Origin of the sequence: Caballeronia sp. DA-9, from assembly GCF_051615025.1 — a bacterium.
Taxonomy (GTDB): Bacteria; Pseudomonadota; Gammaproteobacteria; order Burkholderiales; family Burkholderiaceae; genus Caballeronia; species Caballeronia sordidicola.
Genome location: NZ_CP195133.1, coordinates 2,709,061 through 2,734,081, shown reverse-complemented (window position 1 = coordinate 2,734,081; position 25,021 = coordinate 2,709,061). Strand labels below are relative to the sequence as shown.

19 protein-coding genes are annotated in these 25,021 nt (G+C 61.0%); 10 read left to right on the top strand and 9 right to left on the bottom strand.

Annotated elements, in window-relative coordinates; all coding sequences use genetic code 11:
• Positions 1–188 precede the first annotated feature (188 nt).
• The 3 genes from ACRWA7_RS28790 to ACRWA7_RS28780 all read left to right on the top strand — a co-directional run bounded on the left by ACRWA7_RS28790 (position 189) and on the right by ACRWA7_RS28780 (position 4,128).
• Positions 189–527, top strand: a complete 339-nt coding sequence (locus tag ACRWA7_RS28790) for a P-II family nitrogen regulator (RefSeq protein WP_056355876.1) — start codon at positions 189–191, stop codon at positions 525–527.
• Positions 528–752: 225 nt separating this feature from the next.
• Entirely contained in the window at positions 753–2,510 is a 1,758-nt protein-coding gene (locus tag ACRWA7_RS28785; RefSeq protein WP_438393842.1) for a cation:proton antiporter, read from the top strand.
• Between the two features lie 121 nt (positions 2,511–2,631).
• The gene (locus ACRWA7_RS28780; protein ID WP_438393839.1) at positions 2,632–4,128 is read left to right on the top strand and encodes a gamma-glutamyl-gamma-aminobutyrate hydrolase family protein; all 1,497 of its coding nucleotides are present in this window, start codon (positions 2,632–2,634) and stop codon (positions 4,126–4,128) included.
• Positions 4,129–4,215: 87 nt separating this feature from the next.
• On the opposite strand, the gene ACRWA7_RS28775 is transcribed toward ACRWA7_RS28780, so the two are convergent.
• The 3 genes from ACRWA7_RS28775 to ACRWA7_RS28765 all read right to left on the bottom strand — a co-directional run bounded on the left by ACRWA7_RS28775 (position 4,216) and on the right by ACRWA7_RS28765 (position 7,084).
• Positions 4,216–4,911 carry a DUF2968 domain-containing protein gene (locus ACRWA7_RS28775; RefSeq protein ID WP_082850489.1) on the bottom strand — a complete coding sequence of 232 codons (696 nt, stop codon included), beginning with the start codon at positions 4,909–4,911 and terminating at the stop codon, positions 4,216–4,218.
• A 90-nt stretch (positions 4,912–5,001) separates the two neighbouring features.
• A complete protein-coding gene (locus ACRWA7_RS28770; RefSeq protein WP_438393836.1) occupies positions 5,002–6,240 on the bottom strand; it encodes a hypothetical protein in 1,239 nt (412 codons plus the stop codon).
• 355 nt (positions 6,241–6,595) lie between these two features.
• On the bottom strand, positions 6,596–7,084 hold the full coding sequence (locus ACRWA7_RS28765; RefSeq protein WP_060856112.1) for a GNAT family N-acetyltransferase: 489 nt from the start codon (positions 7,082–7,084) through the stop codon (positions 6,596–6,598).
• Positions 7,085–7,460: 376 nt separating this feature from the next.
• On the opposite strand from ACRWA7_RS28765, the gene ACRWA7_RS28760 reads away from it, so the two are divergent.
• On the top strand, positions 7,461–8,759 hold the full coding sequence (locus ACRWA7_RS28760) for an MFS transporter (protein WP_060856111.1): 1,299 nt from the start codon (positions 7,461–7,463) through the stop codon (positions 8,757–8,759).
• Positions 8,760–8,836: 77 nt separating this feature from the next.
• Here the strand turns inward: ACRWA7_RS28760 and ACRWA7_RS28755 are convergent, their stop codons facing one another.
• Complete coding sequence (locus ACRWA7_RS28755) at positions 8,837–10,702, bottom strand: tetratricopeptide repeat protein (RefSeq protein WP_438393832.1); 1,866 nt, start codon at positions 10,700–10,702, stop codon at positions 8,837–8,839.
• 129 nt (positions 10,703–10,831) lie between these two features.
• On the opposite strand from ACRWA7_RS28755, the gene ACRWA7_RS28750 reads away from it, so the two are divergent.
• The 3 genes from ACRWA7_RS28750 (at position 10,832) to ACRWA7_RS28740 (ending at position 13,974) form a co-directional block, all read left to right on the top strand.
• The gene (locus tag ACRWA7_RS28750) at positions 10,832–11,173 is read left to right on the top strand and encodes an ArsR/SmtB family transcription factor (protein WP_060856109.1); all 342 of its coding nucleotides are present in this window, start codon (positions 10,832–10,834) and stop codon (positions 11,171–11,173) included.
• A complete protein-coding gene (locus ACRWA7_RS28745; RefSeq protein WP_438393829.1) occupies positions 11,174–12,193 on the top strand; it encodes a cation diffusion facilitator family transporter in 1,020 nt (339 codons plus the stop codon).
• Between the two features lie 74 nt (positions 12,194–12,267).
• Positions 12,268–13,974, top strand: a complete 1,707-nt coding sequence (locus ACRWA7_RS28740; RefSeq protein WP_438393826.1) for an FAD-dependent monooxygenase — start codon at positions 12,268–12,270, stop codon at positions 13,972–13,974.
• Between the two features lie 4 nt (positions 13,975–13,978).
• Here ACRWA7_RS28740 and ACRWA7_RS28735 read toward each other — a convergent pair whose 3' ends face one another.
• From ACRWA7_RS28735 to ACRWA7_RS28720, 4 genes are read right to left on the bottom strand one after another with little or no spacing between them, the layout of a single operon-like run.
• Positions 13,979–14,221, bottom strand: coding sequence for a formate dehydrogenase subunit delta (locus ACRWA7_RS28735; RefSeq protein ID WP_060856106.1), 243 nt, complete (start codon positions 14,219–14,221; stop codon positions 13,979–13,981).
• A 2-nt stretch (positions 14,222–14,223) separates the two neighbouring features.
• The gene (gene fdhF, locus ACRWA7_RS28730; RefSeq protein WP_060856105.1) at positions 14,224–17,133 is read right to left on the bottom strand and encodes a formate dehydrogenase subunit alpha; all 2,910 of its coding nucleotides are present in this window, start codon (positions 17,131–17,133) and stop codon (positions 14,224–14,226) included.
• Between the two features lie 16 nt (positions 17,134–17,149).
• Positions 17,150–18,706, bottom strand: a complete 1,557-nt coding sequence (locus ACRWA7_RS28725; protein ID WP_438393824.1) for a formate dehydrogenase beta subunit — start codon at positions 18,704–18,706, stop codon at positions 17,150–17,152.
• A complete protein-coding gene (locus ACRWA7_RS28720; RefSeq protein WP_438393822.1) occupies positions 18,703–19,209 on the bottom strand; it encodes an NAD(P)H-dependent oxidoreductase subunit E in 507 nt (168 codons plus the stop codon). Before ACRWA7_RS28720 ends, ACRWA7_RS28725 begins: the two co-directional genes overlap by 4 nt.
• Before the next feature lie 130 nt (positions 19,210–19,339).
• On the opposite strand from ACRWA7_RS28720, the gene ACRWA7_RS28715 reads away from it, so the two are divergent.
• From ACRWA7_RS28715 to ACRWA7_RS28705, 3 genes are all read left to right on the top strand, one after another.
• Complete coding sequence (locus tag ACRWA7_RS28715; protein WP_060856102.1) at positions 19,340–20,431, top strand: substrate-binding domain-containing protein; 1,092 nt, start codon at positions 19,340–19,342, stop codon at positions 20,429–20,431.
• A gap of 198 nt (positions 20,432–20,629) precedes the next feature.
• Complete coding sequence (locus ACRWA7_RS28710; protein WP_060856101.1) at positions 20,630–20,896, top strand: hypothetical protein; 267 nt, start codon at positions 20,630–20,632, stop codon at positions 20,894–20,896.
• A 470-nt stretch (positions 20,897–21,366) separates the two neighbouring features.
• Positions 21,367–22,443 (top strand): glycosyltransferase family 4 protein, encoded by a 1,077-nt coding sequence (locus tag ACRWA7_RS28705; protein WP_060856100.1) that lies wholly within the window; start codon positions 21,367–21,369, stop codon positions 22,441–22,443.
• A 79-nt stretch (positions 22,444–22,522) separates the two neighbouring features.
• Here the strand turns inward: ACRWA7_RS28705 and ACRWA7_RS28700 are convergent, their stop codons facing one another.
• Positions 22,523–24,943 (bottom strand): FG-GAP-like repeat-containing protein, encoded by a 2,421-nt coding sequence (locus tag ACRWA7_RS28700; RefSeq protein WP_438393820.1) that lies wholly within the window; start codon positions 24,941–24,943, stop codon positions 22,523–22,525.
• Positions 24,944–25,021: the final 78 nt, after the last annotated feature.

Below are 25,021 nucleotides of genomic sequence, written 5' to 3'. Positions count from 1 at the left end.
TTGCACCATATTTGCGCGTAAATCCGCGAATATCGATGGCTTTTGGCGTGGGATCGGTACGTTAATGCGAGATGCTTGCTGTGGACCGCGAAAACGCAGCTAGAATCAAAGCATCGATTTGTAGTTCGTTAATTACCCATCCGCACCATTCGCCATCTATGTGGCGACATCATTTAACGAGGCGCGCCATGAAACGCATTACCGCAGTCATCAAGCCGTTCAAGCTGGACGAAGTACGTGAAGCGCTGGCCACCGCCGGTCTTACCGGGTTGACCGTCACCGAGGTCAAGGGCTTCGGCCGGCAGAAAGGCCATACCGAGCTATATCGCGGGGCGGAGTATGTCGTCGACTTTCTGCCCAAGGTCAAGATTGAAGTCGTGGTGGCGGACGCGCAGACGGATCAGGTTATCGACGCCATCATTGGCGCAGCGCGGACCGGCAAGATTGGCGACGGCAAGATCTTTGTGACCGACGTCGAGCGCGTGATCCGCATTCGTACCGGCGAGGAAGACGAAGCCGCCGTCTGAGCGGACTTCGTGCAAGGGCGGCCTGACACAGCTTCAGGCCGTATTCGCTTCAAGTCTTCAAAATCTCCAAGGCTCGGCCAGCGGTCGTTCTTGTCATTTAAATCGTCGTCGGCCCAGTCCGATGGCGTATGTCATTTGTCCCTGTTCTGAACGTCCCGGTCATCAATGTAAAAACTTGTTGCGGTACTATCAGCATCCTTGTGTGCTTTTTGTAAGGGTTTGCGGATGCATCACGCGATTGGCTTCATTCAGGATCTGGCGGTAATCATGGCGATTGCGGGCGTGGTCACCGTGCTCTTTCATCGCCTGAAGCAGCCGGTCGTATTGGGATATATCGTGGCGGGCGTGATCATTGGTCCCTATACGCCGCCTTTCCAGCTTATCCACGACGAAGCCACCATCCAGACACTCGGCGAACTCGGCGTGGTCTTCCTGATGTTTTCCCTCGGATTGGAATTCAGTCTGAAAAAGCTGTTCAAGGTTGGTGCAACGGCTTTCGTGGCGGCGGCGTCCGAGATCGTGCTGATGATCTGGATCGGCTATGAGATCGGGCAATGGTTCGGCTGGAACGCGATGGATTCGCTGTTCCTCGGCGCCATGCTCGCCATTTCTTCCACGACCATTATCGTCAAGGCGCTTTCCGATCTCGGCATGAAGGGCGAGCCGTTCGCGCAACTGATCTTCGGCATTCTGATCGTGGAGGACATTCTCGCGATCGCCATGCTCGTACTGCTTTCGGGCATCGCACAAACGGGTTCGGTGTCGGCGGGCGTGGCGTTTGTCACGCTGGGCAAACTGCTGCTGTTCATGACTGTGTCGATGGTCGTCGGCATCCTGATCGTGCCGCGTGCGCTCGACTATGTGGCGAAAGCCAAGAGCGACGAAATGCTGCTCGTCACCGTCCTTGGCTTCTGTTTCGGCTTCTGTCTGTTGGTGGTTAAGCTCGACTACAGCATCGCGCTCGGGGCGTTTCTGATCGGCGCGATCATGGCCGAATCGCGGAATCTGCAGCGTATCGAGCATCTGATCGCGCCGGTTCGCGACATGTTCTCCGCCATCTTTTTCGTGACCATCGGGCTGATGCTGAATCCGACCGTCCTTGTGGATTACTGGTGGCCGATTACGGTCATCACCATCGCGGTCGTGCTGGGCAAGATTGTGTCATGCGGGCTCGGGACGTTTCTCGCCGGCAGGGATGGACGCACGTCGATGCGCGTCGGCATGAGCGTTGCGCAGATCGGCGAGTTCTCGTTCATCATTGCTTCGCTGGGGGTGTCGCTGAAAGTGACCAGCAGCTTCCTGTATCCGATCGCGGTTGCGGTTTCCGCGTTGACGACCTTGTTCACGCCATATCTGATCAAGGCTGCCGATCCAATCACCCGGCGCATTGCCGGTTCCATGCCGGTTCCGGTCGCCAATACCTTCGGACTCTATTCGCAATGGCTCGGGAGCCTGTCGCCCGACACCGGCGGCCCAACGCTCTTCAGCATGACCCGGCGCATCGTGGTGCAGATCGCAGTCAATCTTGCGCTGGTTGCCGCCATTTTTCTCGCCGCTTCGTATTCGGCGCCCATCGCCACCGGATATCTTGCCCGCTGGCTGCCCACCAACGACGCGCAGCGCGTGGCCATCTGGAGCGCGGCGTTGCTGGTGTCGATGCCGTTTCTCGTCGCGGTCTATCGCAAGCTGCAGTCGCTTGCGTTGATGCTCGCCGAGGTGAGCGTGCAACCCGCGAAGGCGGGCCGCTTCACTAGCGCGTTGCGTTCCGCCATCTCCGGCCTGATCCCGATCCTTGCCATGTTCGGCGTCTTCTTGCTGGTCACCGTGCTGTCGGGCGGCATTCTTCCTCCGTTTGGGCTGATGATCGCTGTCCTGATTTGCGCGGCGCTTTTGCTGAGTGTGCTGTGGCGCTGGTGCGTGAAAATCCACGCGACCATGCAGATCGCACTCCGAGAAACTTTTGAAGAGCCCCGCGATCATTAACGGCACGAAATGTTTGTTTCCTCCGATAATGTGACCAATTGTTTGATGGTTTGCCGCTCCCGGACCAGAGGCGGATAATTGAACTCTGACCATTCTTAAAGCGCACAGCGCCTCTATCGGAATGAGCGAAAACAAGTCGTCAAATTCGGGTACGCCCGACACCGCAATTCCTGCCGTGGCGTCCACGGACTCAAATCCGCAGATTCCCAATCCTGATCCGGCAGTCCCATCCGCGTCATCTCAGAAAGTCACCCATGTCCCCGCGGCCGCACAGCCTGGCCCGGCGGCGAGCGCGGCGGAGCGTGCATCGACAGATGCGCCGTCGAGCGCATCAACGGTAGAACCTGTCGATACAGCCAAAGCCCAGCGTGAAGATGCAGCCGAAGCCCGCAAAGCGGCTGCGGCCGCCACGTCTGCGCAAGAAAGCGCGGCGCGCACGGGCGGCGCGAAGGCGGGCATCGAAAAACCGGCTGCTCCGAATTCGCCCCTTCACTTGAAAGCAGGCTTGGCGAAAGAAATCGAGTCGGCAACCGAAGCCGAAGCGAGTCTCGCGGAAGAGGTTGAAATCGCGACTGAAGCGCAGGCTGCGGAAACCGCTGAAACAAAGGCGGAAATCGATGCGGAAACGGTACGGGCGCGCACGAGCGCACTGCCTCCCGAATTCACGGCCGCGCCTGATTTCGGCACGTTTCATCCTCCGCCCATACCACCGGAAGCGCCCTCCGGCACGCAAGCGCCGCCTCCTTATCTGCGCCAGAGCGATTCCGCATGGTCGGTGTTCGGCCGCGTGATCAAGGCGCGCGCCCGGCAGATATTCGACCGCGCGGGGCAGCGCATCACGCAACGGACGCTCAGAATTGGCGTATCCGCGCGCATTTTTCATCCGGAGCCGGGCGCGAAAGGATTGCGCGGGAAGACGCTGCAATATCTCGAAGAGTCCATCGCGCATTGGGTGATGTCGCGTGACGTGCTTGTATTCATGATTCCCACGGTCGGTCATCAGGGCATGCTGCATCCGAGCAATATCCGGTTGCGTGATTACGCGAAGCATCTTGATGGCCTCTTGCTTCAAGGCGGCGCGGATGTTTCGCCGCAGTCCTACACGGAAGCGGCGACGCGCCACGAATGGCCCGGCGACCGTGTTCGCGATATGTACGAACTGGAACTGCTGCATGAGTTCATCGAATCGGGAAAGCCTGTGCTGGGCGTGTGCCGAGGCTGCCAGTTGATCAATGTGGCGTTCGGCGGCACGCTGTATCAGGACATTGCCACAGATGTCCCGACGGCCGGCATCCACGTCAATGAGCAATACGACCAGCATCGTCATCCGATTCGTTTCCCCGATGGCTCCACGCTCGTCAACATGTTTCCCGGTCATCGCGAAGCGCTCGTCAATTCGATCCACCACCAGGCGGTCAAGACGATTGGCCGCGATCTGAACATCGAGGCGGTATCGGCGGCGGACGGGATTATCGAGGCAGTGCGTTACCGGCGCGCGCCGTTCGTGATGGGTGTGCAATGGCACCCGGAGTTTCATCGCGCGGGCGGGGATGAACTGCTGGATTGCACGCCGCTGCTCGATACGTTCCTGCGCGTGGCGCGTGAAACGCGGTTCTAGGCGAGCTTCTGCAAAAACCGCAGCAACCATAACCATAAAGGCCGCTTCAACGTCAGTTGAAGCGGCCTTTGTGCTGTTGTGAAAGAGTTACTGCGCGATCCCCGCTTCGCTTTGTTCCTGAAGCTGCTGGACCTGCTGCTGGAGCGCGCGCAAACGACGCTCGGCGTTGGACTTGTCGTTCTGCAACGCCATGGATTCTGCCTGCATTTGCTGCTGACGTTGTGATACTTCACTTTCCTGCGCTCGGGCAATGGAAAGATCGGCCGTGAGCCGTTGCGCCCGATCGTTCGATACCGCGATCACACGCTCCAGCAGCGCCTTTTGTGCCTGCAGTTGCGTGCGCTGGATTTCGCCCTCGGCGAGCGCGTAACTCTTTCTCGCAAATTGCGCGTAGACCGTTTCCGCGTGCACATTGTCCTGGGACTTCACCACGCGCCAGAAATTCTTGTCCTGAAACAACGCAACGTAATACACCATCTCCTGCGGATAGAAAAAGAGCGCAGCGCCATAGTTGCCGTTATACGTGACACGCAACTCGGTGAGCTTCTTCGCCTGGACCATCTGCCTGAGCTCCGATACATTCCCCGTAGCCTGTCCGCTGGACGTGCCGTCCTGGAAATCGTCCATTGATCCATAGGCGGGTACGGGACGCACAGGGTCTGCAAGACCCGTTGCCGAGAGCAGTGTGCCCACGGGCTGATAAGCATTCGCGACGGTCGAGCCGAACCCGATGGCAACAACGAACAACGCTTGCAGAACGGTGGAGATGGAGCAGGACTTCATGGTGCGGGGCTTCTAAATTAGGTGAGGGTCCGGTGCCAGGTGCGGCGCATTAAAAATGCGTGCCGTGCCTTTCGCCACGATACCGTCTGGTTACTTGGCGAATTGCGATCCCGCGTCGGTGACACGGCGTTGGCTCAGGTCGGAACTCCAGTTCGATGAATCGCCGGAACCTGCGCGCGGCGTGGCAACGGAAGTTGCGCGAACCGTCTGGCGAGTGGCGCCGCTGTTGTCGTCGAGGACAGCCGAGTGCGCGAGCATGCTGTACATCTCAGCCACGCTGAGCGACGAACCCGTTGAGCTCGTGCGCATGTCATCGTGTGCATAGGTGCGACGGCTTGGCGACGCAAGCGGCGTGTCGTATCCACTGCTGCGATAAACCGGCGTGCCTCTATATTCATGACCGTGGCGCCGTTGCACGACTTCGTAGTTTCTCGCTTCGCGGACGACTGCTGCCGGACGCTTGCCTTTGACGCGAACCTTCGCCCGTTCCCGGTCTTGCGCTTGCGCAACAAGCCGCGGCTTGCTCGCCCGTTCCGCCGTTGCCTTGGCGGTGGTTTTCGCGTTGTCGCTGGCGACTTCGCTTGTGTGTACGGATGATTTGGCGGTTGCGCCGGCAATGACGGCCGCTGGCTTTGCAACAGTTGTCGCGGAAGGTGTCTGCAATGCAGGTAAAGCCGCAACCACGACGGTCGAAGGCTTGGCAGATGTCGCGACGGAAGCGGAACTGTCCAAAGCTGCAGACATGGAAACAGGGGGCACGACAGGCGAAGCATGACCAATCGTCGCGTCGGCCATGGGCTTCGCTACGGGCGTTGCATTCAACGCAACCGTCGCTGGCTTTACTTCCGGACTCTGATGACCAATTCGAGTCCCGAACAGTGCCCATGCAATAAACGCAGCGCACGCCAGTGCAATTGCACCTCCGGCCGCCATTTTGTGACGATCATTTGCAGGCTGTTTCTGTACCGGATGATCGACAGGCGCGGTAAACGGTTCGAACTCGAACTGCGCCGGTTCCTCGACTGAAGGAGACGCATGAACGGAATCGGCGAGAGGATTCTGCTCGATCTGTGCGATTTCATCGTTGCGTTTGAACTTGCCCCACAGACTCGCTGGCGTGTATGGAAAATGCTCGTTGGGAAGAGACAGCGGACTGACATAAGCCGTGAGAAATCGCGCCGCGTAAAACGGAATTTCATATTCGGTTAAAGCCGGACGCGCGCGAGTCAGCGTCCACTCTTCGCCATACACGGCGTTAGGCATACCGGCGAGCGGGTACAGGGTTGGCAGAAGCAGATCGCCTTGTACAACGACCAGAGGAGCATTCATCTTTTTCTCATATCCGAAAGCGGGCGTCAGGACTGCTCAACGAATTAACAAGCGGGGCAGCCGTGTGGGCATCGTCCGGATGTTGCTACGAAGGTGCCAGATACCTCACCTTGCCGGACCCGCCACAGAACAGCCCTCGATCATACCCAGCGCCAGCTTGGGCGTCGCTCAGAACCTTCTTAGTTCCATCATTCGATGGCGCTCGGAGTGAAAAAAACGCTGATTGGATACGGACGCGACGTACGTTTCAGCGAGACAGGCCAATCTGTGCTGGATGCGTTGTCATGCATCCAGCAAGAGGCGTTGAACGAGATTACGCCAGCGATTGCACGAAGGCAAAGCAAACGCCGAGGCATCAGCCGATCGGCAGGGTATAGCGCAACGCGATGATATCTATGCCGCCCATCGTGTCATCTTCACGGCCCGCCAAACGCCATCCGTGCGATTCATAGAAGCCGATTGCCGCAACATTCGGTTCGAGCACATATAGATGCATGTTCTTCGCGCCACGATCCGCAGCCCATTGCGATGCGGTCGCGAGCATCGCGGTGCCCAATCCTGTGCCTCTGGCTTCGGGCATGGCGTGCAGATTGTCAACGAGCACGCTGCCCGTTTCGTCGGGGGCGATCACGCATACGAACCCTGCTGGCTGATCATTGACGACAGCGATAAAAACCTCGCCCGCACCGCCGGCGAGTTCGTTGAAGCGTGTGTTCCAGTGCGCCGCCCGGTCATCGGCCAATTCTTTGTCGAGAAATGTGTCCGGCAGGATGCCGCGATATGCCGCTGCCCAACTCCGCGCATGCATGCTCGCGATAAGCGCGGAGTCGTTGGATGTCGCCATTCGCAAAAGGAACCCCGTTTGCGAAACATATTTTGAAGGCTGATTTATATGCATATGTAAGGCAAATTTAAGCAATTTTAAGTGCAAATACGCGAGTACGGCGCGGGCGCATTTCACATTCGCGCTGTAACATTGACACTTGTGGTGTTTAGGTAAATGTACTGGTTAACCCTGATAAATTAGCTTCTTGTGCGTTTTTGTAGCGGTTTCGAGGCGTTTCGTCTCTTCCCTAGCAACGAAGCGTAGCTAGGCTCTTGGCATTTTGCACCGCGCAAGCAAACCGGCTGCTACCACTCCAACATTTCATTCTGCATCGGGCGACGCGCTTTCAGCGCAATCCGGCCAGCATCCTTAGATAGAGTTTTTAGAGATAGTCATGTCCATCCCTTCACATGCAACGCCCGCGAAAGAGTCGAAGGCGAAATCGGTGTTTCGCGTCGTCAGCGGCAATTTCCTGGAAATGTACGACTTCATGGTCTATGGCTATTACGCCTCGTCCATCGCGAAGACGTACTTTCCGAGCGGCAACGAATTCGCTTCGCTGATGCTTGCGCTCTCGGTGTTTGGCGCCGGCTTCCTGATGCGTCCGATCGGCGCCATCGTGCTTGGCGCGTATATCGATCATCATGGCCGCAGGAAGGGCCTGATTCTCACGCTGACCATGATGGCCATTGGCACATTGCTGGTCGCGGTGATTCCGGGATACGCGACCATCGGGGTTTTCGCGCCGATCATCGTGTTGCTTGGCCGCTTGCTGCAGGGTTTTTCGGCGGGCGTGGAACTGGGCGGCGTGTCGGTGTATCTGTCCGAGATCGCGACGAAGGGCAACAAGGGCTTCTATTGCTCATGGCAGTCGGGCAGCCAGCAAGTGGCCGTGGTGTTCGCCGCGCTGATCGGCGTGGTCATGAGCCGGATTTTGCCGCCCGACCAGATGACCGCCTGGGGATGGCGCGTGCCGTTCATCATCGGCTGCCTGATCGTGCCGTTCCTGTTCATCATCCGGCGCTCGTTGCAGGAAACCGATGAGTTCCTCGCGCGTAAACACCGTCCGTCGATGGGCGAAATCATGACGTCCATGGCCTCCAACTGGGGCGTCGTGCTCGCCGGCATGGGCATGGTGATCATGACGACCGTGTCGTTCTACATGATCACGGCATACACGCCGACGTTCGGCAAGGAAGTGCTGAAGCTTTCTTCCCTCGATACCCTGGTGGTGACGGTGTTCGTCGGTTTGTCGAATCTCGTCTGGCTGCCGCTTGCCGGCGCGGTGTCCGACCGCGTGGGGCGCCGGCCGGTGCTGCTGTTCTTTACCATCCTGACCATTCTCACTTCGTATCCGGCGGTGCAATGGCTGGTCGCGGATCCGTCGTTCCTGCGCCTGCTTGGCGTGGAGTTGTGGCTCTCGTTCCTCTACGGCAGCTATAACGGCGCGATGGTCGTGGCGCTTACCGAAGTCATGCCGGTGGAAGTGCGTACCACGGGTTTCTCGCTTGCGTACAGCCTGGCGACGACCATTGGCGGATTCACACCCGCCATCTCCACGTACCTGATTCACGCGACCGGCAACAAGGCGGCGCCCGGTGTATGGATGGGACTCGCGGCGGTATGCGGACTGATCGCCACGCTGGTGTTGTATCGGTCCAGCGAGGCGCGCAATCAGTACAAGACGGCCTGACGGTTTCTGCCCGTCACGCTGGAACAAAAACCCCTCGACGAGGGGTTTTTCATTTCGGGCCGGGGCGCGTCTCAACGCTATGACGACGCCGCGACATCCTTCGCCACCCGTTCGATGACTTCATCCCACGCGCCGGGTTTCGCCTGCCGGAACAGATGCGCTTTCGGATACCACGCGCTCGAAGGTGTATCGATACCCCAACGCCAGTCGGCGGCGAACGGCAGCATCAGCCACAGCGGTTTTCCGAGCGCGCCGGTCAGGTGGGCGACAGCGGTATCGATGGACACGACACCATCCATACGATCGATGATCGCGGCGGTATCGGCGAAACTCTCGAGCTTGTTTTCGAGCCGCTGGATAAAACGCGCGCGCGGATGGGCGTCGAGAAGGTCGCGCTCTTCGGCGGTGAGCGTAGGTTGCAGCACAATCCAGTCGATGCCTTCGAGGCTGAACAGCGGCTCGAGCGACGCAAGCGGTGCGCTCCGCGTTTCGCCCGGTTGAATGCGTCCGGACCACGTGATCCCCAGCTTGCGCTTCGACTGGCCGCCAAGCGACCCGCGCCATTTTTTTCGGTACGCCGCCGGGACCACGAGATACGGCGTGCGTGCCGGCACCATTTCCATAGTCGATACCGCAAGCGCCAGCGGCAGGCTGAGCAGCGGAACAAATGCGTGGGCGTCAGTGGGCGTTGCGGGTGTCGATGCAGCCAGGCTTCTCAGCGTGACGCCTGCGGCGTGGGCCGCGGGTTCGAGCAACGCGACCAGCGCCGGTTGCACTTCGAGCACGATCTGGCCAACGAGCCTGGCGGCAAACGGCACGAAACGCACGAACTGCAAGGTATCGCCGAAACCTTGTTCGGCCCGGATCAACAGCGTTTCGCGTGGCAGCGGCGCGCCTTTCCACACGGGCAACGCAGGTGGCGGGAGGGTGGTCGGCGCGCGCAGGCGCCATTCATAAGCCGGCAGTCCGCGAGCGTAGTCGCCAAGGGCGAGCAGTGTAATAGCGCGATTCAGGTTCGCCGCGACAAGACCGGGATCGAGGCGCAACGCCTGATCGAAGGCACGCAGCGCCGGTTTATGCGCGCCGAGTGCAAGATGCGCGTTGCCGAGGCCAAGCCACGCCACGCCGTACTTTGGATCGAGTCCTACCGCGCGCTCGAATTGCGGCAAGGCGGCTTCGTATTCGCCGATAGCCGCAAGCGCATGCCCCAGCCCGAAGTGCGCGGGCGCGAATTGCGGCTGCATGCGCAGCACTTTCTGCAGCACCGGCACGGCTTCGTGCGGACGGCCGGCAGCATCGAGCAGATTGCCAAGGTTGAAATGCGCCGCGACATAGTTCGGCTCGGCAGCAATGGCTTCGCGAAATTGTCCGATGGCGCCGTGGGTGTCGCCGAGCGCATTGAGCGCCATGCCGAGATTGTTGTGCGCGCCCGCATGGCCCGGCCGGATTTGCAGCGCGCGGCGAAACGCCTTCGCGCCTTCCTCGAAACGGCGCATGCCGAGCAGCGCATTGCCGAAGTTGTTCCAGGTGGGCGCGTCGCCGGGTTGCAGGCGCAGGGCTTTTTCGAAGGCGTCGGCGGCGTCTTCGTGGCGTCCCGCTGCCGCGTACGCGTTGCCCAAGTTGTATTGCGCGAGCGAAAAGCCGGGTTCCAGATCCAGCGCATTGCGAAAGCGTTCGATGGCGTCGTCTATTCGGCCGAGCGCTTTCAGCGCGTTGCCGAGGTTGAGCTGTAGCGCGGGATCGGCGGGACGCAGGTCCACTGCGCGACGCACCAGATCAGCCGCTTCCGCGTGCTGGCCTTGCTGGTGGCGCAGCACGCCGAGCAGATGAAGTGCGTCGACGTGGGAGGGCTCTGCGGCGAGCGCGGCTTGATAGTCGCGTTCCGCTTCGGTCAGGCGGCCGTCGCGATGCGCCGCGAAGCCGCGTGCAAAAACTGTATCCATTGAGGGAAATCGAATGCGAACACGCCATTTTCCCACACGTTCACCGCCGATCGCGATTTTTGCGTTGACGCACGAAGGTTGTGTCAATAACATATGAACACCTGTTCATATGTTGGATGAAAGCCAATCGTGTCTTCTCCGCTGGTTTTGAGCGAAGTTTCAACCGACGAGCGTGTCGTTCCCCTCGCCGACCTGTTCCGCCTGCTCGGCGATCCCACGCGTCTGCGCATTGTGTTGACGTGCGTGGAAGGGCGTTCGCCGGTGGGCGCGATTGCGGAATCGCTGGGGTTGTCGGCGTCGCTTGTCAGCCACCATTTGCGCTTGTTGCGGGCGGCGCGGATTGTGCGTGCCGAGCGCGAAGGCAAGCAGGTTTTCTATCTTGCCGCGGATAAACACATCAGCGGCATGCTCGCCGAACTGCTCGAACATGTCGCCGAGCCTCACGCCGATTTCAGACCGGACAACGAATAAATGGCACCTCAACCGTCACACCACCATGAGCATCACGACCACGGGAATGCGCACGCTCATGAGGACGATCACGCGCATGAGCATGACCACGATCACAAGGGTGGGCACCATCACCATCACGCGCCGCAGGCCGGCCAGGGCCGCACTTTCGCCATTGCGGTCGGGCTGAACATGGTGATCGTGATCGTGCAGGCCGTGTACGGGTTCATCGCGCATTCCACCGCACTGCTTGCCGACGCAGGCCACAATCTCTCCGATGTCCTCGGCCTTCTGCTCGCGTGGGGCGCGGTCTGGCTCGGCGCGCGCAAACCGTCGGAACGCTATACGTTCGGGCTCGGCAGTTCTTCCATCCTGGCTTCGCTCGCCAACGCCGCGCTGCTGCTGTTCGCGTGCGGCGCGATTGTGCTCGAAGCGGTTCAGCGCCTGTTCAATCCGGCGCCGGTCGCGGGACTCGACGTATTCGTCGTTGCCACCATAGGTCTCGTGGTCAACGGCTTTTCCGCGTGGCTTTTCATGCGCGGCAGCAAGGAAGACCTGAACATACGCGGCGCGTTCCTGCACATGGCGGGCGACGCCGGCATTTCCGCCGCGGTCGCCATCAGCGGCCTCGTGATCCTTTTCACGGGCGCGAGCTGGATCGACCCGGCAATGAGCATTGTCGTGGTCGCGGTGATCGTGGCCGGCACGTGGGGACTGGGCCGCGACGCCATGCGGCTCGCCATGGCTGCCGTGCCGCCGGGCGTGGACAAGCCGCGTATTGAAAAGTATCTGGCGGATCTGCCGGGCGTGACCGATGTCCACGATCTCCACGTCTGGGCGCTTTCCACCACGGAGAACGCGATGACCGCGCATATCGTCATGCCGGCGGGGCATCCGGGCGATGTGTTTGTCGATTCGATTGTGGGAACGCTGCGTCGCGACTACGCGATGCATCACGCGACGCTGCAGGTAGAAATGGGCACGACGGAACACGGTTGCGCGCTGGGAGAAAAGATGGGCGCGAAGGCGCACGCGCACTGAGCGCGTGGTTCTCCGGCGTTTGCGCATTTCGGACCGGCGTACACTTGAGCCAGTGACGTTTGATGGAGAAGCGCATGCACCCGCCGCAGCCGAACCGACACAAATCACTCGACGTAGCGCCGGTGCTCATCGCGGGCGCTGGTCCAACGGGGCTCGCCGCCGCCATGAGCCTGTCGCGCGCCGGCATTCCCGTGCGCCTGGTCGACAAAGCCCCGGAACCTTCGCCGTGGTCGCGCGCAATCGGCATCCAGGCGCGCACGCTTGAACTGTTCGAGCAGCACAGGCTGGTGGAACCGTTTCTTGAGCGTGGTCACCGGGCGCGCATTGGCAATCTCTATTCGAACGGACAGCGTCTCATGCGGCTCGATTTCGATCCGCTGCAAACGCGTTATCCGTATCTTCTTTTCCTTGACCAGGCCGTCACCGAACGCCTGATGACCGAGCATGTTGAAACGTTCGGCGTGCGCGTGGAGCGTGGCGTGGAACTGGTGCATTTCAACCAGGGATCGGCAGGTCTGGAAGCGACCTTGCGTCACCCGAACGGCGCCGAAGAACACCTTCGCCCGTCTTACCTGATCGGTGCGGACGGCGCGCACAGCATGGTGCGGCATGGCTTGAATATCGAGTTCACGGGAAAAACCTTCGAGCAGACTTTCCTGCTCGCCGATCTCCAGGCCGATACCGAATGGCCCGACGACGAGTTCCATATTTTTGCATCGGGCGAGGGCATTGCCACGTTATTCCCGATGGGCGACGGCCGCACGCGGCTGATCGCGGATCAACGCGCGGCGGCGCAGTCGCCGGACGCGGCGGACATTCCGCCCAAAAGCGCGGCCCCCACGCTCGATGAATGCCGCGAGATTGTGGCGCGGCGCATTCATCATCGGGTGACGGTAACGAATCTCGCGTGGTCATCGAATTTTCGATTGAACAATCGCGTGGCGGACCGGCTGCGCTCGGGACGCGTATTTCTCGCTGGCGACGCCGCGCATGTCCACAGTCCGGCCGGCGCTCAGGGCATGAACACGGGCATTCAGGAAGCGTTCAATCTTGGCTGGAAGATCGCGCGGATGCTCACGGGCGTGGCGCCCGACCGTTTGCTCGATACGTACCACACCGAACGTCATCCCATAGAGCGGGAAGTGCTGCGGACATCGAGTTTCATGACGCAGATGGCCGCTGCAGAACATGGTCCGATGAAGCTGATCCGCGATCACGTGATGCCGGCTTTATCGGCGATTGGTCCCTTGCGCGATGCCGCGCGGCGCACGGTCAGCGAGTTGTCTATTCAGTATAGGCGCAGCCCGTTGACGCTTGATCGCGGACTCGACGGCGGTCCGCGAGCCGGCGAGCGCGCACCGGATGCGTGGGTGCATGTCGTCGATGGACCGCTCGGGCGGGCGCCGGGTGTCGGCTGTCTTTTCGACCTTCACGACCCCGCGTATTTCTCGCTGTTCCTGATGGTGAAGCCGTCGGAGGAAGACGACATCGCGATGGCGCCCGCGACGCTGACCGTCGCGCATGCGCTGCGCGACAAGGATCTGGATGATCTCGCGAAATCCGTGGAAGAGGTGCTGCCGAATTCGGTGCGCGTCTGGCGTATCACGGATAAAGGCGGTGACGGCGCGCGATCGCTCACCGAAGCGTATGGGCGAACGCGGCCTTGCTTTTATCTGGTGCGCCCGGATGGGTACATTGCGGCGCGCGGGCGCGCGCCTTCGGATACGCAGGCTTTGTTGAGGCACTGCGAGACGTGGTTCGGGGCGGGGAAGGACGAGTAAGGGATCAAGCTGTCACCGCCGGCGTCAACGCCTCCCGATGCTTGGTCAACGCCTTCAGCACGATCGGCTCAAGCCGCCCGCTAACCTCCGCATCGTCCAGTCCGTTAAGCAGCGCGATCCGCATGCGCGGCGCCCAGAACTTGTGAATGTGATTGGCGATGCCATCGACCGCTTCCTCGTGATCCGGCATCGAGTCGAAGAATTCGCCAATCTGATTCGCCATTTCCACCAGGCTGTTCACATCCATGATTATTTCCCCGATGTGACCGGCAACTCGCGCAAGTTCAGGAACTCGAGCTGCTGAACATTGAACGCCGAATAATCCTTCTGCCATTGCGACGGCTGCTCAACCGGCATCACCTGCACCGCTGTCACCTTGTACTCCGGACAGTTCGTGGCCCAATCGGAAGAATCGGTCGTGATCACGTTCGCGCCGGATTCCGGGAAATGGAAGGTCGTATACACCACGCCCGGCTGCATGCGCTCGGTGATCTTCGCGCGCAGCACGGTCTGCCCCGCACGCGATTCAATGCCCACCCAGTCGTCCGCCTTGATACCGCGTTCCTCGGCGTCGTGCGGATGAATCTCCAGCCGGTCTTCGTCGTGCCAGCGCGAGTTCTCCGTGCGCCGCGTCTGCGCGCCCACGTTGTACTGCGACAAAATCCGCCCCGTGGTCAGCAACAGTGGATATTTGCGCGTGACCTTCTCCGGCGTCGCAATGAACTTCGTGATCACGAAGTGGCCCTTGCCGCGCACGAATTCATCGATATGCATGGTCGGCGTGCCGTCCGGCGCCTGCGCATTGCATGGCCACTGGATGCTGCCAAGCTCATCGAGACGCTTGTAGGACACACCCGTGAACGTGGGCGTAAGGCTTGCGATCTCGTCCATGATCTGCGACGGATGCGTGTAGCCCATTTCATAACCCAGCGCGCGCGCCAGCTTGATCGTCACTTCCCAGTCGGCGAGACCCGGCAGCGGCGGCATGACCTTGCGCACGCGCGAGATGCGGCGTTCCGCGTTCGTGAACGTGCCGTCCTTTTCGAGGAACGACGAACCTGGCAGGAACACGTGCGCGTACTTGGCGGTTTCGTTCAGGAAAATATCCTGCACGACAATACATTCCATCGACGACAACGCCTTCGACACATGCTGCGTGTTCGGGTCCGACTGGACGATGTCCTCGCCCTGGCAATAAAGGCCGAGGAAGCTGCCGTGAACGGCGGCATCGAACATGTTTGGAATGCGCAGGCCCGGTTCCGACTGCAGCTTCACGCTCCACGCTTCTTCGAACAATGCGCGCACGGCCGCGTCGCCAATATGGCGATAGCCCGGCAACTCGTGCGGGAACGAACCCATGTCGCATGAACCCTGCACGTTGTTCTGGCCACGCAGCGGATTCACGCCCACACCTTCGCGGCCGATGTTGCCCGTCGCCATCGCGAGGTTCGCGATACCCATGACGGTCGTCGAGCCTTGCGCATGTTCCGTCACGCCGAGGCCGTAGTAGATCGCGCCGTTGGCCGCGTTCGCATAGATGCGCGCCGCTTCGCGCACGGATTGGGCCGGAACGCCGGTGATGGCTTCCATGGCTTCGGGCGAATTTTCTTCCGCCGACACAAAGTCGCGCCATTGCTGGAATGCACGCGCTTCGCAGCGCTCGGCAACAAACGCTTCGTCCACGAGCCCTTCGGTGACGATCACGTGGGCGAGCGAATTGACCATCGCCACGTTCGTGCCTGGACGCAGCGCCAGATGATGCGACGCCTTCACATGCGGCGTGTTAACAATATCGATACGGCGTGGGTCCACCACGAGCAGTTGCGCGCCTTCACGCACGCGGCGCTTCAGGCGCGATGCGAACACCGGGTGACCATCGGTTGGATTCGCACCGATCACCATGATTACGTCGGCCTTTTCGACGGATGCAAAAGTCTGCGTTCCCGCCGATTCACCCAGCGTCGTCTTCAGGCCATAACCCGTTGGCGAATGGCAAACGCGGGCGCAGGTATCGACGTTGTTATTGCCGAATGCCGCGCGCACGAGTTTCTGCACAAGGTAGGTTTCCTCGTTCGTGCATCGTGACGACGTAATCCCGCCAATCGAATCCACGCCGTACTTGTCCTGAATGCGGCGGAACTCGCTCGCCGCATACGAAAGCGCTTCTTCCCAGGTCACTTCGCGCCACGGATCGGTGATCTTCGCGCGGATCATCGGCTTGGTAATGCGGTCCTTGTGCGTGGCGTAACCCCACGCAAAGCGGCCCTTGACGCACGCGTGACCATCGTTGGCCTGGCCGTTCTTGTTTGGCACCATGCGCACGACCTGACTGCCTTTCATCTCCGCTTTCAGCGAGCAGCCAACGCCGCAATACGCGCAGGTAGTCGTGACCGAATGCTCGGGCTGGCCGAGCATGATCACGCTCTTTTCCTGCAGCGTCGCGGTCGGGCACGCAGCCACGCACGCGCCGCACGACACGCATTCCGACTCCATGAACGGCTGGTTTTCGCTCGCGGCCACGCGCGACTCGAAGCCGCGTCCCGCGATAGTCAGCGCGAACGTGCCTTGCGTTTCCTCGCACGCGCGCACGCAGCGATTACACACGATGCATTTCGACGCGTCATACGTGAAATACGGATTCGATTCGTCCTTCTTGTCCTTCAGGTGGTTTGCGCCTTCATAGCCATATCGAACTTCGCGCAGGCCAACCACGCCGGCCATGTCCTGCAGTTCGCAATCGCCGTTGGCGGGGCAGGTCAGGCAATCGAGCGGGTGATCGGAGATGTACAGCTCCATCACGTTCTTGCGCAGCGACTGCAGCTTGTCCGTTTGTGTGCGCACTTTCATGCCCGCTTCAACGGGCGTTGTGCACGACGCCGGATAACCGCGCTTGCCTTCAATCTCGACCAGGCATAGACGGCACGAACCGAAAGGCTCGAGCGAATCCGTCGCGCAGAGTTTCGGCACGTTTACACCGGCTTCAATAGCGGCTCGCATCACCGACGTCCCGGCAGGAACCGTGACCGACTGGCCGTCGATATCGAGTGTCACGTCAATATCCGCATGACGCAGCGGCGTGCCGTAGTCGGTATCGTCGAAGGGATCGCGCAGCTTGGTCTTGCAGGCGCAATTGCCGGAACCGCAGGAAGAACTGGACATGTGTGTGCTCCTTCTTTTAAGCCGCTTTCTGCGACGGCTTACGCGAGAGACCGAAGTCTTCGGGGAAATGATCGAGTGCGGACATCACCGGATAAGGCGTCATGCCGCCCATCGCGCAAAGCGATCCGCCGAGCATGGTGTCGCACAGTTCGCGCAGCAGCGTGACCTGTTTCGGCGATGTATCGCCGTCGCGAATCTTCGCGATGACTTCAACGCCGCGCGTTGAACCGATCCGGCAGGGCGTGCATTTGCCGCAGGATTCGACCGCGCAAAAGTGCATGGCGTATTGGGCGAGATCGGCGAGGTTGGAGGTGTCGTCGTGGATCACGATGCCGCCGTGCCCGACCACCGCGCCGACCGCCGCGTACGCTTCATAGTCCATGGGGATGTCCCACTGGCTTTCGGGCAAATACGTGCCGAGCGGACCGCCGACCTGCACCGCGCGCGCCGGCCGGCCGCTCGCCGTGCCGCCGCCGTATTCATAGATCAGTTCGCGCAGCGTGACGCCGAACGCGAGTTCCACCAGGCCGCCTTGCTTCACGTTGCCGGCAATCTGGAAAGGCAGCGTGCCGCGTGAGCGGCCCATGCCGAAGTCGCGATAAAACGCCGCGCCTTTTGCGAAAATGATGGGCACGGTCGCGAGCGTGATGACGTTGTTGATTACTGTCGGCTGGCCGAACAAACCGACCAGCGCGGGCACTGGCGGCTTTGCGCGCACCACGCCGCGTTTGCCCTCAAGCGATTCGAGCAGCGCCGTTTCTTCACCGCACACGTATGAACCCGCGCCCTTGGCGACTTCGAGCTCGAAGACCTTGCCGCTGCCGAGCACGTTCTCGCCCAGCCAACCGGCCTCACGCGCGCGCTCGATTGCGCGGTTCAGCGTCGTGATCGCATGCGGATATTCGCTGCGCACGTAGATGTATCCCTTCGTGGCGTTCGTCACGATCCCCGCGATGATCATTCCTTCGATCAACATGTACGGATCGCTTTCCATGACCAGCCGGTCGGAGAACGTGCCGGAATCGCCTTCGTCGGCGTTGCACACAACGTATTTTTGCGGCGCCTGGGCCGCGCGCACCGTGCGCCACTTGATGCCTGCCGGGAACGCCGCGCCGCCGCGTCCACGCAAGCCCGATTCAAGCAGTGCTTCGCAGGCTGCGTCGCCATCGGTTTCCAGCGCTTTTCGCAGACCTTCCAGGCCGCCGTGGGCGACATAGTCATCGGTGGAAAGCGGGTCCGTGATGCCAATGCGTGCGAACGTCAGGCGCTGCTGCTTGGCAAGCCACGGCATGGTGTCGACCACGCCGACGCTTTTTTCATGCAAGCCGCCATTCACAAAACCGCCATCGAAAAGCGCGGCGACATCGTCTTCATCGACATTCGAATAGCCGATACGGCCTTCCGCCGTCTCCACTTCAACGAGCGGTTCGAGCCACAACATGCCGCGCGAGCCGTTGCGCACGACTTCGATTTCAATGCCGCGTTTATCGGCTTCGGCAGCAATAGCCAGCGCGACGCGATTTGCGCCGAGCGCCAACGCCGACGAATCGCAAGGGACGTAGATGCGTGTCATACCAGATCCTCCGCGCTCGACTGGACGCGCGCCTCTTCATACAGCCGGTCGAACTTTTGCGGCGTGACGCGGGCGTACAACTCGCCATTGATCGTCATGGCCGGCGACAACGCGCATTGTCCGAGGCAATACACCGTCTCCAGTTCGGTATCCGTGTGATGGCCGGAATCGAACTTGCAGTCCGTATGTCCTTCGATATGCGCCGCCAGCGCCTCGGTTCCCATGCTCTTGCATGCTTCGGCGCGGCAAAGCTGCACGGTCACGCGCGCGGGCGGTTCCGAGCGGAAGTGGTGATAGTAGGTGATCACGCCATGCACTTCGGCGCGCGAAAGCGACATCGCCTGTGCAAGCGGGCCGATGACATCGGCTGGAACATAGCCTGCCTCGTCCTGAATCGCGTGAAGCACGGCGATCAGCGACGCGCCCGGTTTCAAATGGCGTGCGACGCGCTCGTCTGGCGTGAGCGCGGGGTCATTCTGGTGACTGCTGGCAATCTGGATCATGTGGGAAAGTCTCCATCGCTCGGCATATGTTTTATAAATGCATATATCGGTCTTATAATCGCTTTACCGAGCCTCTGATATGCAAGATACGAGGCTATCCAGTCGATGGCAATAGGAACAACAACTGCATATGATCGACGTCGAATGCCGAACCGAACTCGTCTTGCGCGATGCGGCAGGCCGCGAAGCCAGTCTCAGCGCGGCTGTGCCGCTTTTATTGCTCGTTTCCCAGACTGGAAGCATCGCGCAAGCCGCGTCGGCTAAGGGTTTATCCTATCGGCACGCATGGGGCCTGTTGCGCGAAATCGAGACGCGGCTGGGCGGCGCGCTGATCACCAAGTCGCGCGGGCGCGGGTCGGTGTTGTCGGAGTTGGGCGAGGCTGTGTTGCGGGCGCAGCGCTTGTCGAACGAACGGCTCGATGGTCCGCTTCAGGCTGTAGCGAGCGAGGTAGCCGGTGAGTTGAACCGGCGTTTATCGCGCACGGTCACCGAGATCCGGATTCACGCGTCGCATGGTTATGCGGTTGCCGCGCTCGTTGGCGCGCTGGCCGAAAAGCGAATTCCCGCTGATATCAAATACCGCGAAAGCGCCGAAGCCGTGAGTGCATTGGCGCGCGGCGAGTGCGAACTCGCGGGTTTTCATTTGCCGATTGGCGAGTTTCGCGAGGCGTGCGGGGAAATTTATCGGCCGTGGCTGGACGCGGGGCGGCACAGGCTGATTCACTTGACGCGACGCACGCAGGGGCTTTTCCTGGCCAAGGGCAATCCAAAAGGCATACGCGGGTTGCGCGACCTTGCGCGCGACGACATCCGCTTCGTCAATCGCCAGCCCGGTTCGGGCACGCGCATGTTGCTGGACCTGGCGCTGCGCAAGATTGGCGTGAATCCCGCGACCATCAACGGTTATGCCACGGCCGAACTGACGCATTCGGCGATTGCCGCGTTTGTCGCGAGCGGCATGGCCGATCTCGGCTTCGGCGTGCAGCCGGCGGCGCAGCAGTTCGCACTCGATTTCATTCCGATCATCGACGAGGATTATCTGTTCGCCTGCGACCGCGACAAGCTCGACGATACCCAGCTTGCCGGCGTGCTCGACGTCCTGCGCAGCGCCGCGTTCAAGGGCAGCGTGGCGCATCTCGAAGGCTACGATCCGTTGCATTGTGGCGAACTGCTCGACGTGGAAGCGGCGCTTGGCGGCGCGAGCGAAACCCGTACGTTGTAAGCCAATGTAATACACCGATACATCCCCGAAGCCCGCGCAACGGGCCGATTGCGGAGCTTGCGTTTAGAATCGGGGTTCGCGCTCCGGTGTCTCCTCGCAGGCCAGCAGGAACATCAGGCCGAACGTTTAATCGAACTCTTTCTCACAGACTCGATTATTGACCCGCTCAGGGATCCGCTTACTGACCGTACTGCTGCCATGAAATTGCTTTTGAGTATTGCCGCGTTGATCGCATTTATTGCTGGCGCCGTCGCCTTCGTGCCCGTTGCGTTTGCACAGAATTCGCCGGGTATTCCGGGCGGTATCCTGCAGGATCAGTTCAGGCTGAAGGAACATCCGCAGTTGCAGTTCGCTGCGTCCGCGCCTTCCGACAAGTACCAGAACAATGTGACCGCCAAGCGCCGGCGCGGTGATCTGGGCGATCCGAACGGCTGCAACCTGCAATGCCCGAAGGATGGCGAGTAACCCGTAGTAAGTAACCAAAGCATAACGCGCACCTTCAGACGCACACGGTTTCGCTTGTGGCATGGATAGCGAATTACGTGTGCGGCGTATGTCTTGTGCTTGCTTCCGGCCGCCAGGTTCACGCCAAGGCTGGAACCCCAGTGTTAACCCTGTTTCCATTCCGCGATTTCTCTTCGGGTCGGCGCCGACTCGACGCTTCATTTGTCTTAGCGTCTGCTACCACTCATTACCGACCGATTAATGCTACTTGATGGCGGCGTGCACGGCATGCGCTCGGGTATCTTATCGTTGCGTGCGTTGAACGGTCTTCAGTGATCGGAACACTTAACTTTCATAAAAAACAATGAAGCGAGCCGGCTGAGTGGCCGCGCGCGATAGAAAGCGTGCTGGGAAGGTCACTCTGACGGACACAGTCCATCCGGCGGATGGGCAGGAAGAACGCTTTAGAGAGGCGAGGGGAAGACAGCCAAATGAGAATTCTTCAAGTCGTTCTTGCACCCCGTTTATCGGGGGCCGAGGTATTGGCAAAGGGCGTGGCGATCGGACACCAGCAAGGCGGTCACGATGTTTGCATCACTTCGTTGATGCCGGAACACGACGATTTCGAGCACATCAGCGCCGAGTTGCGCGCGAACAATGTCCTGTGTCTGTTCCCTCAGCGATCGCTCGGCAAGCTCGGCCGCTTGTTGTTCCTGCATCGCGCCATTCGCCGCTTCAAACCCGACATCATTTTCGCCCACGCCACCATTCCCGCGCTGTATGTTCGCGCGTTGCCCACGCGCGTGCCTATTGTTTGGGTCATGCACTCTGGCGCCAATGACTTCGCAAACAACGCGCTGCTGATTGCAGAGCGCTTGTTGTCGGGGCGTGCAAAAGCGGTGATTGGCGTGTCGCAGAAGAATATCGATGATTACGTGAAGGAAGTCGGTTCTCATCCCTCCATGATCGTGGTGCCTAATGGCGTCGATATTTCGCGTTTCACGCATGCAAGCGAACCGCTGCCGTCCACCGGAATCCGGCAGATCGTCCAGATCGGGCGTTATATCCCCGAGAAGAATCAGTTGCAGACGGTGCAGGCATTCGCGCGCGTGGCGGCAGTCGATCCCGATGTGCGCCTGCTGCTGTGCGGCGTGATCGAGAATCTGGCGTATCACGCGGCGATCGTGAAGCTTGTCGATGAACTCGGCCTGAACGATCGCGTGGTGATCGCGGGACCGCAGAACAACGTGGCCGAAATCCTGCGCGAGTCGCGTGCGTTCGCCATGCCTTCCAGTTTCGAGGCGCATAGCATCGGGTTTCTTGAGGCGCTGGCTTCCGGCATTCCTGTGGTTGGGAACGCGATTCCGTCGTTTGCGTTCGCCGATGCTTTTGCGGGCGTCGCGCTGCTCGATACCAGCGACGCCGATGCGTACGGCCGCGCGCTGCTCGCCGCGCTTTCTCAGCCGCGGGCAACGCGTCCGCTGAATGGGCTGACGTTGCAAAGCACGGCTGACCGGTATCTCGCGATTGCGTCGGACGTGCTGAATCTGCAGGTGCGGATGGGTTGATTTGCTGGTACTAACAAGCGCGCCGCCGGGGGCTATCGGCGGCGCGCTTTTTTATTGGCGGGACAGCTTTACCGCGAGTTCACTGCGACAGATTCCTCAGCCACAGCGACTCGGAAAAGAGCCCGGGCATCTCGCTCCAGATTTGCGCCGCGCCGAGCTTACGTGTGGTGTCGAAGTCATAGCCAATCAACATTGGCGCACCGCCCGTGTAATAGAACGGTCCGAGCTTCGCGTTGGCGCGCTTGAACAGCACCAGCGTCGCCTGACGATCACGCTGCACAATATGCGGCAGCGCGTCCGCATACGACGATTCCTTCAGCGTCCCGGCAAGCACCGGCGTGGCGAGCGTGGCCCCGCGCCGGATCGTCCAGACATCGATATCAGGGCCATCGCCGCGCGGCTGCAGCATGACGAGGTCATCGGTTCCGTCGCCGTCTATATCGCCGGCCGCGACCTTCGTCATCGCCGATGAAAACTGCGGATACGTATTGCCGCGCAACGCACCCTCGAACGCGCTGCCGGAGCTCGTCAATTGCGTGAGCGCGATCGCGCCATCCACATTTTCAAGCGCGACAAGACCGGCTCGCGACGTGCCCGCCGTATGAACCGGCAGGAAACGTGCGCTTGCGCTAATGCCGCTTGCCTGCATCCATAATGCGGGCGCGCGGCCAGTTTTGCCTGTGCTCGCCAGCAGCCACAGGTTCAGTCCGCCATCGCCGCGTTTATGCGCGATCATGACGTCGGCGCGTCCGCTTCCCGTGAAATTGCCCGCTACATATTGCTGTGCATTTGCGGGCTTCCATGCCGTGCTCGTCTGATACCAGAGCCGTGGCGCCTCGAAGCGCGTGCCTGTGCTGCGCATGAGCCAGAACGCCGTGCCGCCGTTGCGCGGCGAGATCACCATCAGGTCGTCTCGGCCGTCGCCATCGAAGTCGCCGAGCAGGAAACGCACGCTGTCGAAGCACAGCGTGTTCGCCGTGCAGGTGGGCGCGGTGGCGCGCGGGTCGAAGGGCACGGCGTTCAGATACCAGGGCTCCGCTGTTTCCAGCCGCGACATGTCCGCGACCCAAACGTTGAAGCCCGGCCCGTCCTTGCGACGTTGCACATAGACCGCGCTCGGGCGGCGCTCGTCCACGCCGCCGTCCACCGTGTCGCCGCGCACGTCGCCGAACAGCGCGCCTTCCTCGCGGTTATCGGTCCATTGCGTTCGCGCCGATGGCGCCCAGCGCGACTCGGCCGTGAGCGACGAGCACCCGCCCGCCGCGAGCGCGCCATTGCGGGCGGCAAGACAATGGCCAAGAGGCGTGTACACATAGCCGAAATCCCAGGGTGTCCACTTCTGGGCGGCATCGGCGGAATCCGGCGGCGAGCACGCTTCCTCGATCAAGCCGCCGTCGCGTTCGGCGACACATTGACGCGTGGTTTCATCGACGAGTTGCGCCGTGTTCTTGGTTCCCGGCGCCGCCGATACCTCTTGCCAGTGCCAGTCCTGCGTCTTTGCGCCCGTGCAAGCGGCGAGGGCGGGCGCGGCGCCCGCGCCCGCCGACGTCACGCACTGGCTCGAATATTCATTGACGATCTGCATCGGGCGCGGCTGGAAATCCGGCCCCGGATCGCTCGCGTGCGCGCGTGTCCAGTAGCGGCGCGCGACCCAGTTGCCGTCCCACTGATATTCGCCGAAAACATGGCCGCCGTTGTCGTCGCCGTCGATGGCGAAATACGACGCCACGTCGTCGCGTTTCTTTTGGGTATCGGCGGCGCTCAGGTTCTTGGGCAGGCCGCCGGTCGGATATGTCACGTGATAGCCGATAGGGATATCGCGGCCGAGTCCTTGCGCCGCGACCCGCGTGATGCGCGCGGCGTAGATGTGATCCGGATGCTCGATGAACGGGACGGTGTCCGGGTTGAGCGTATAGATCTCGGTTGCCGGCGCGAGCATGGCGCGCACGCTCGCGATCAGCGCGGCGCGGTCGTACTTGATCGTGTTCGAGCCATCGGCGTTCAAAGGATACGTTTCGATGCTTTCGCCCTTGTCCCACAGCAATCCAAGCGGCACGCGCCCGCCACGCACGCCGCCGCCGGGCAGGCGGACTTCGAGCAGCTTCACGCGCGGTTGTTGTCTGAGCAGCATCTGATGCACGGGTTTGCCGGCGAAATCGACCGTGGATTCAATCCAGTCGTCGGCCACGCCGGCCATGCGCGCGTAGGCGAGGCGCGTGCCTTTCTCGCGGAGTTTCACGTAGTCGAAGTTGGCGCCGTTCGCGCCGCCGATCAGGTGCACGGTGGTCACGCACCAGCCGGCGGCGAGCTTGTCGCTGATGCCTGGGTTGACGAAAAGCAGGTCGTCGTCAAGATGGGCGACAACGGTGATGAGCGAACCGGCGTGGCAGTCGGCGGCGGGCGCGGGCGTCTGGGCCATGACCGGGGAAAGCAGGGCGCTGATGGCCCAGAGCATGATCGATAACAACGGCAACCCGCACGCAACCGCCAACCTGCGCATGGAACGGCTTCCTTGCATGATTCCCCCGTATGGCATTTTTGTCTGCTGAATCGACGAATCTGGCAGCTTGAAGTGTAG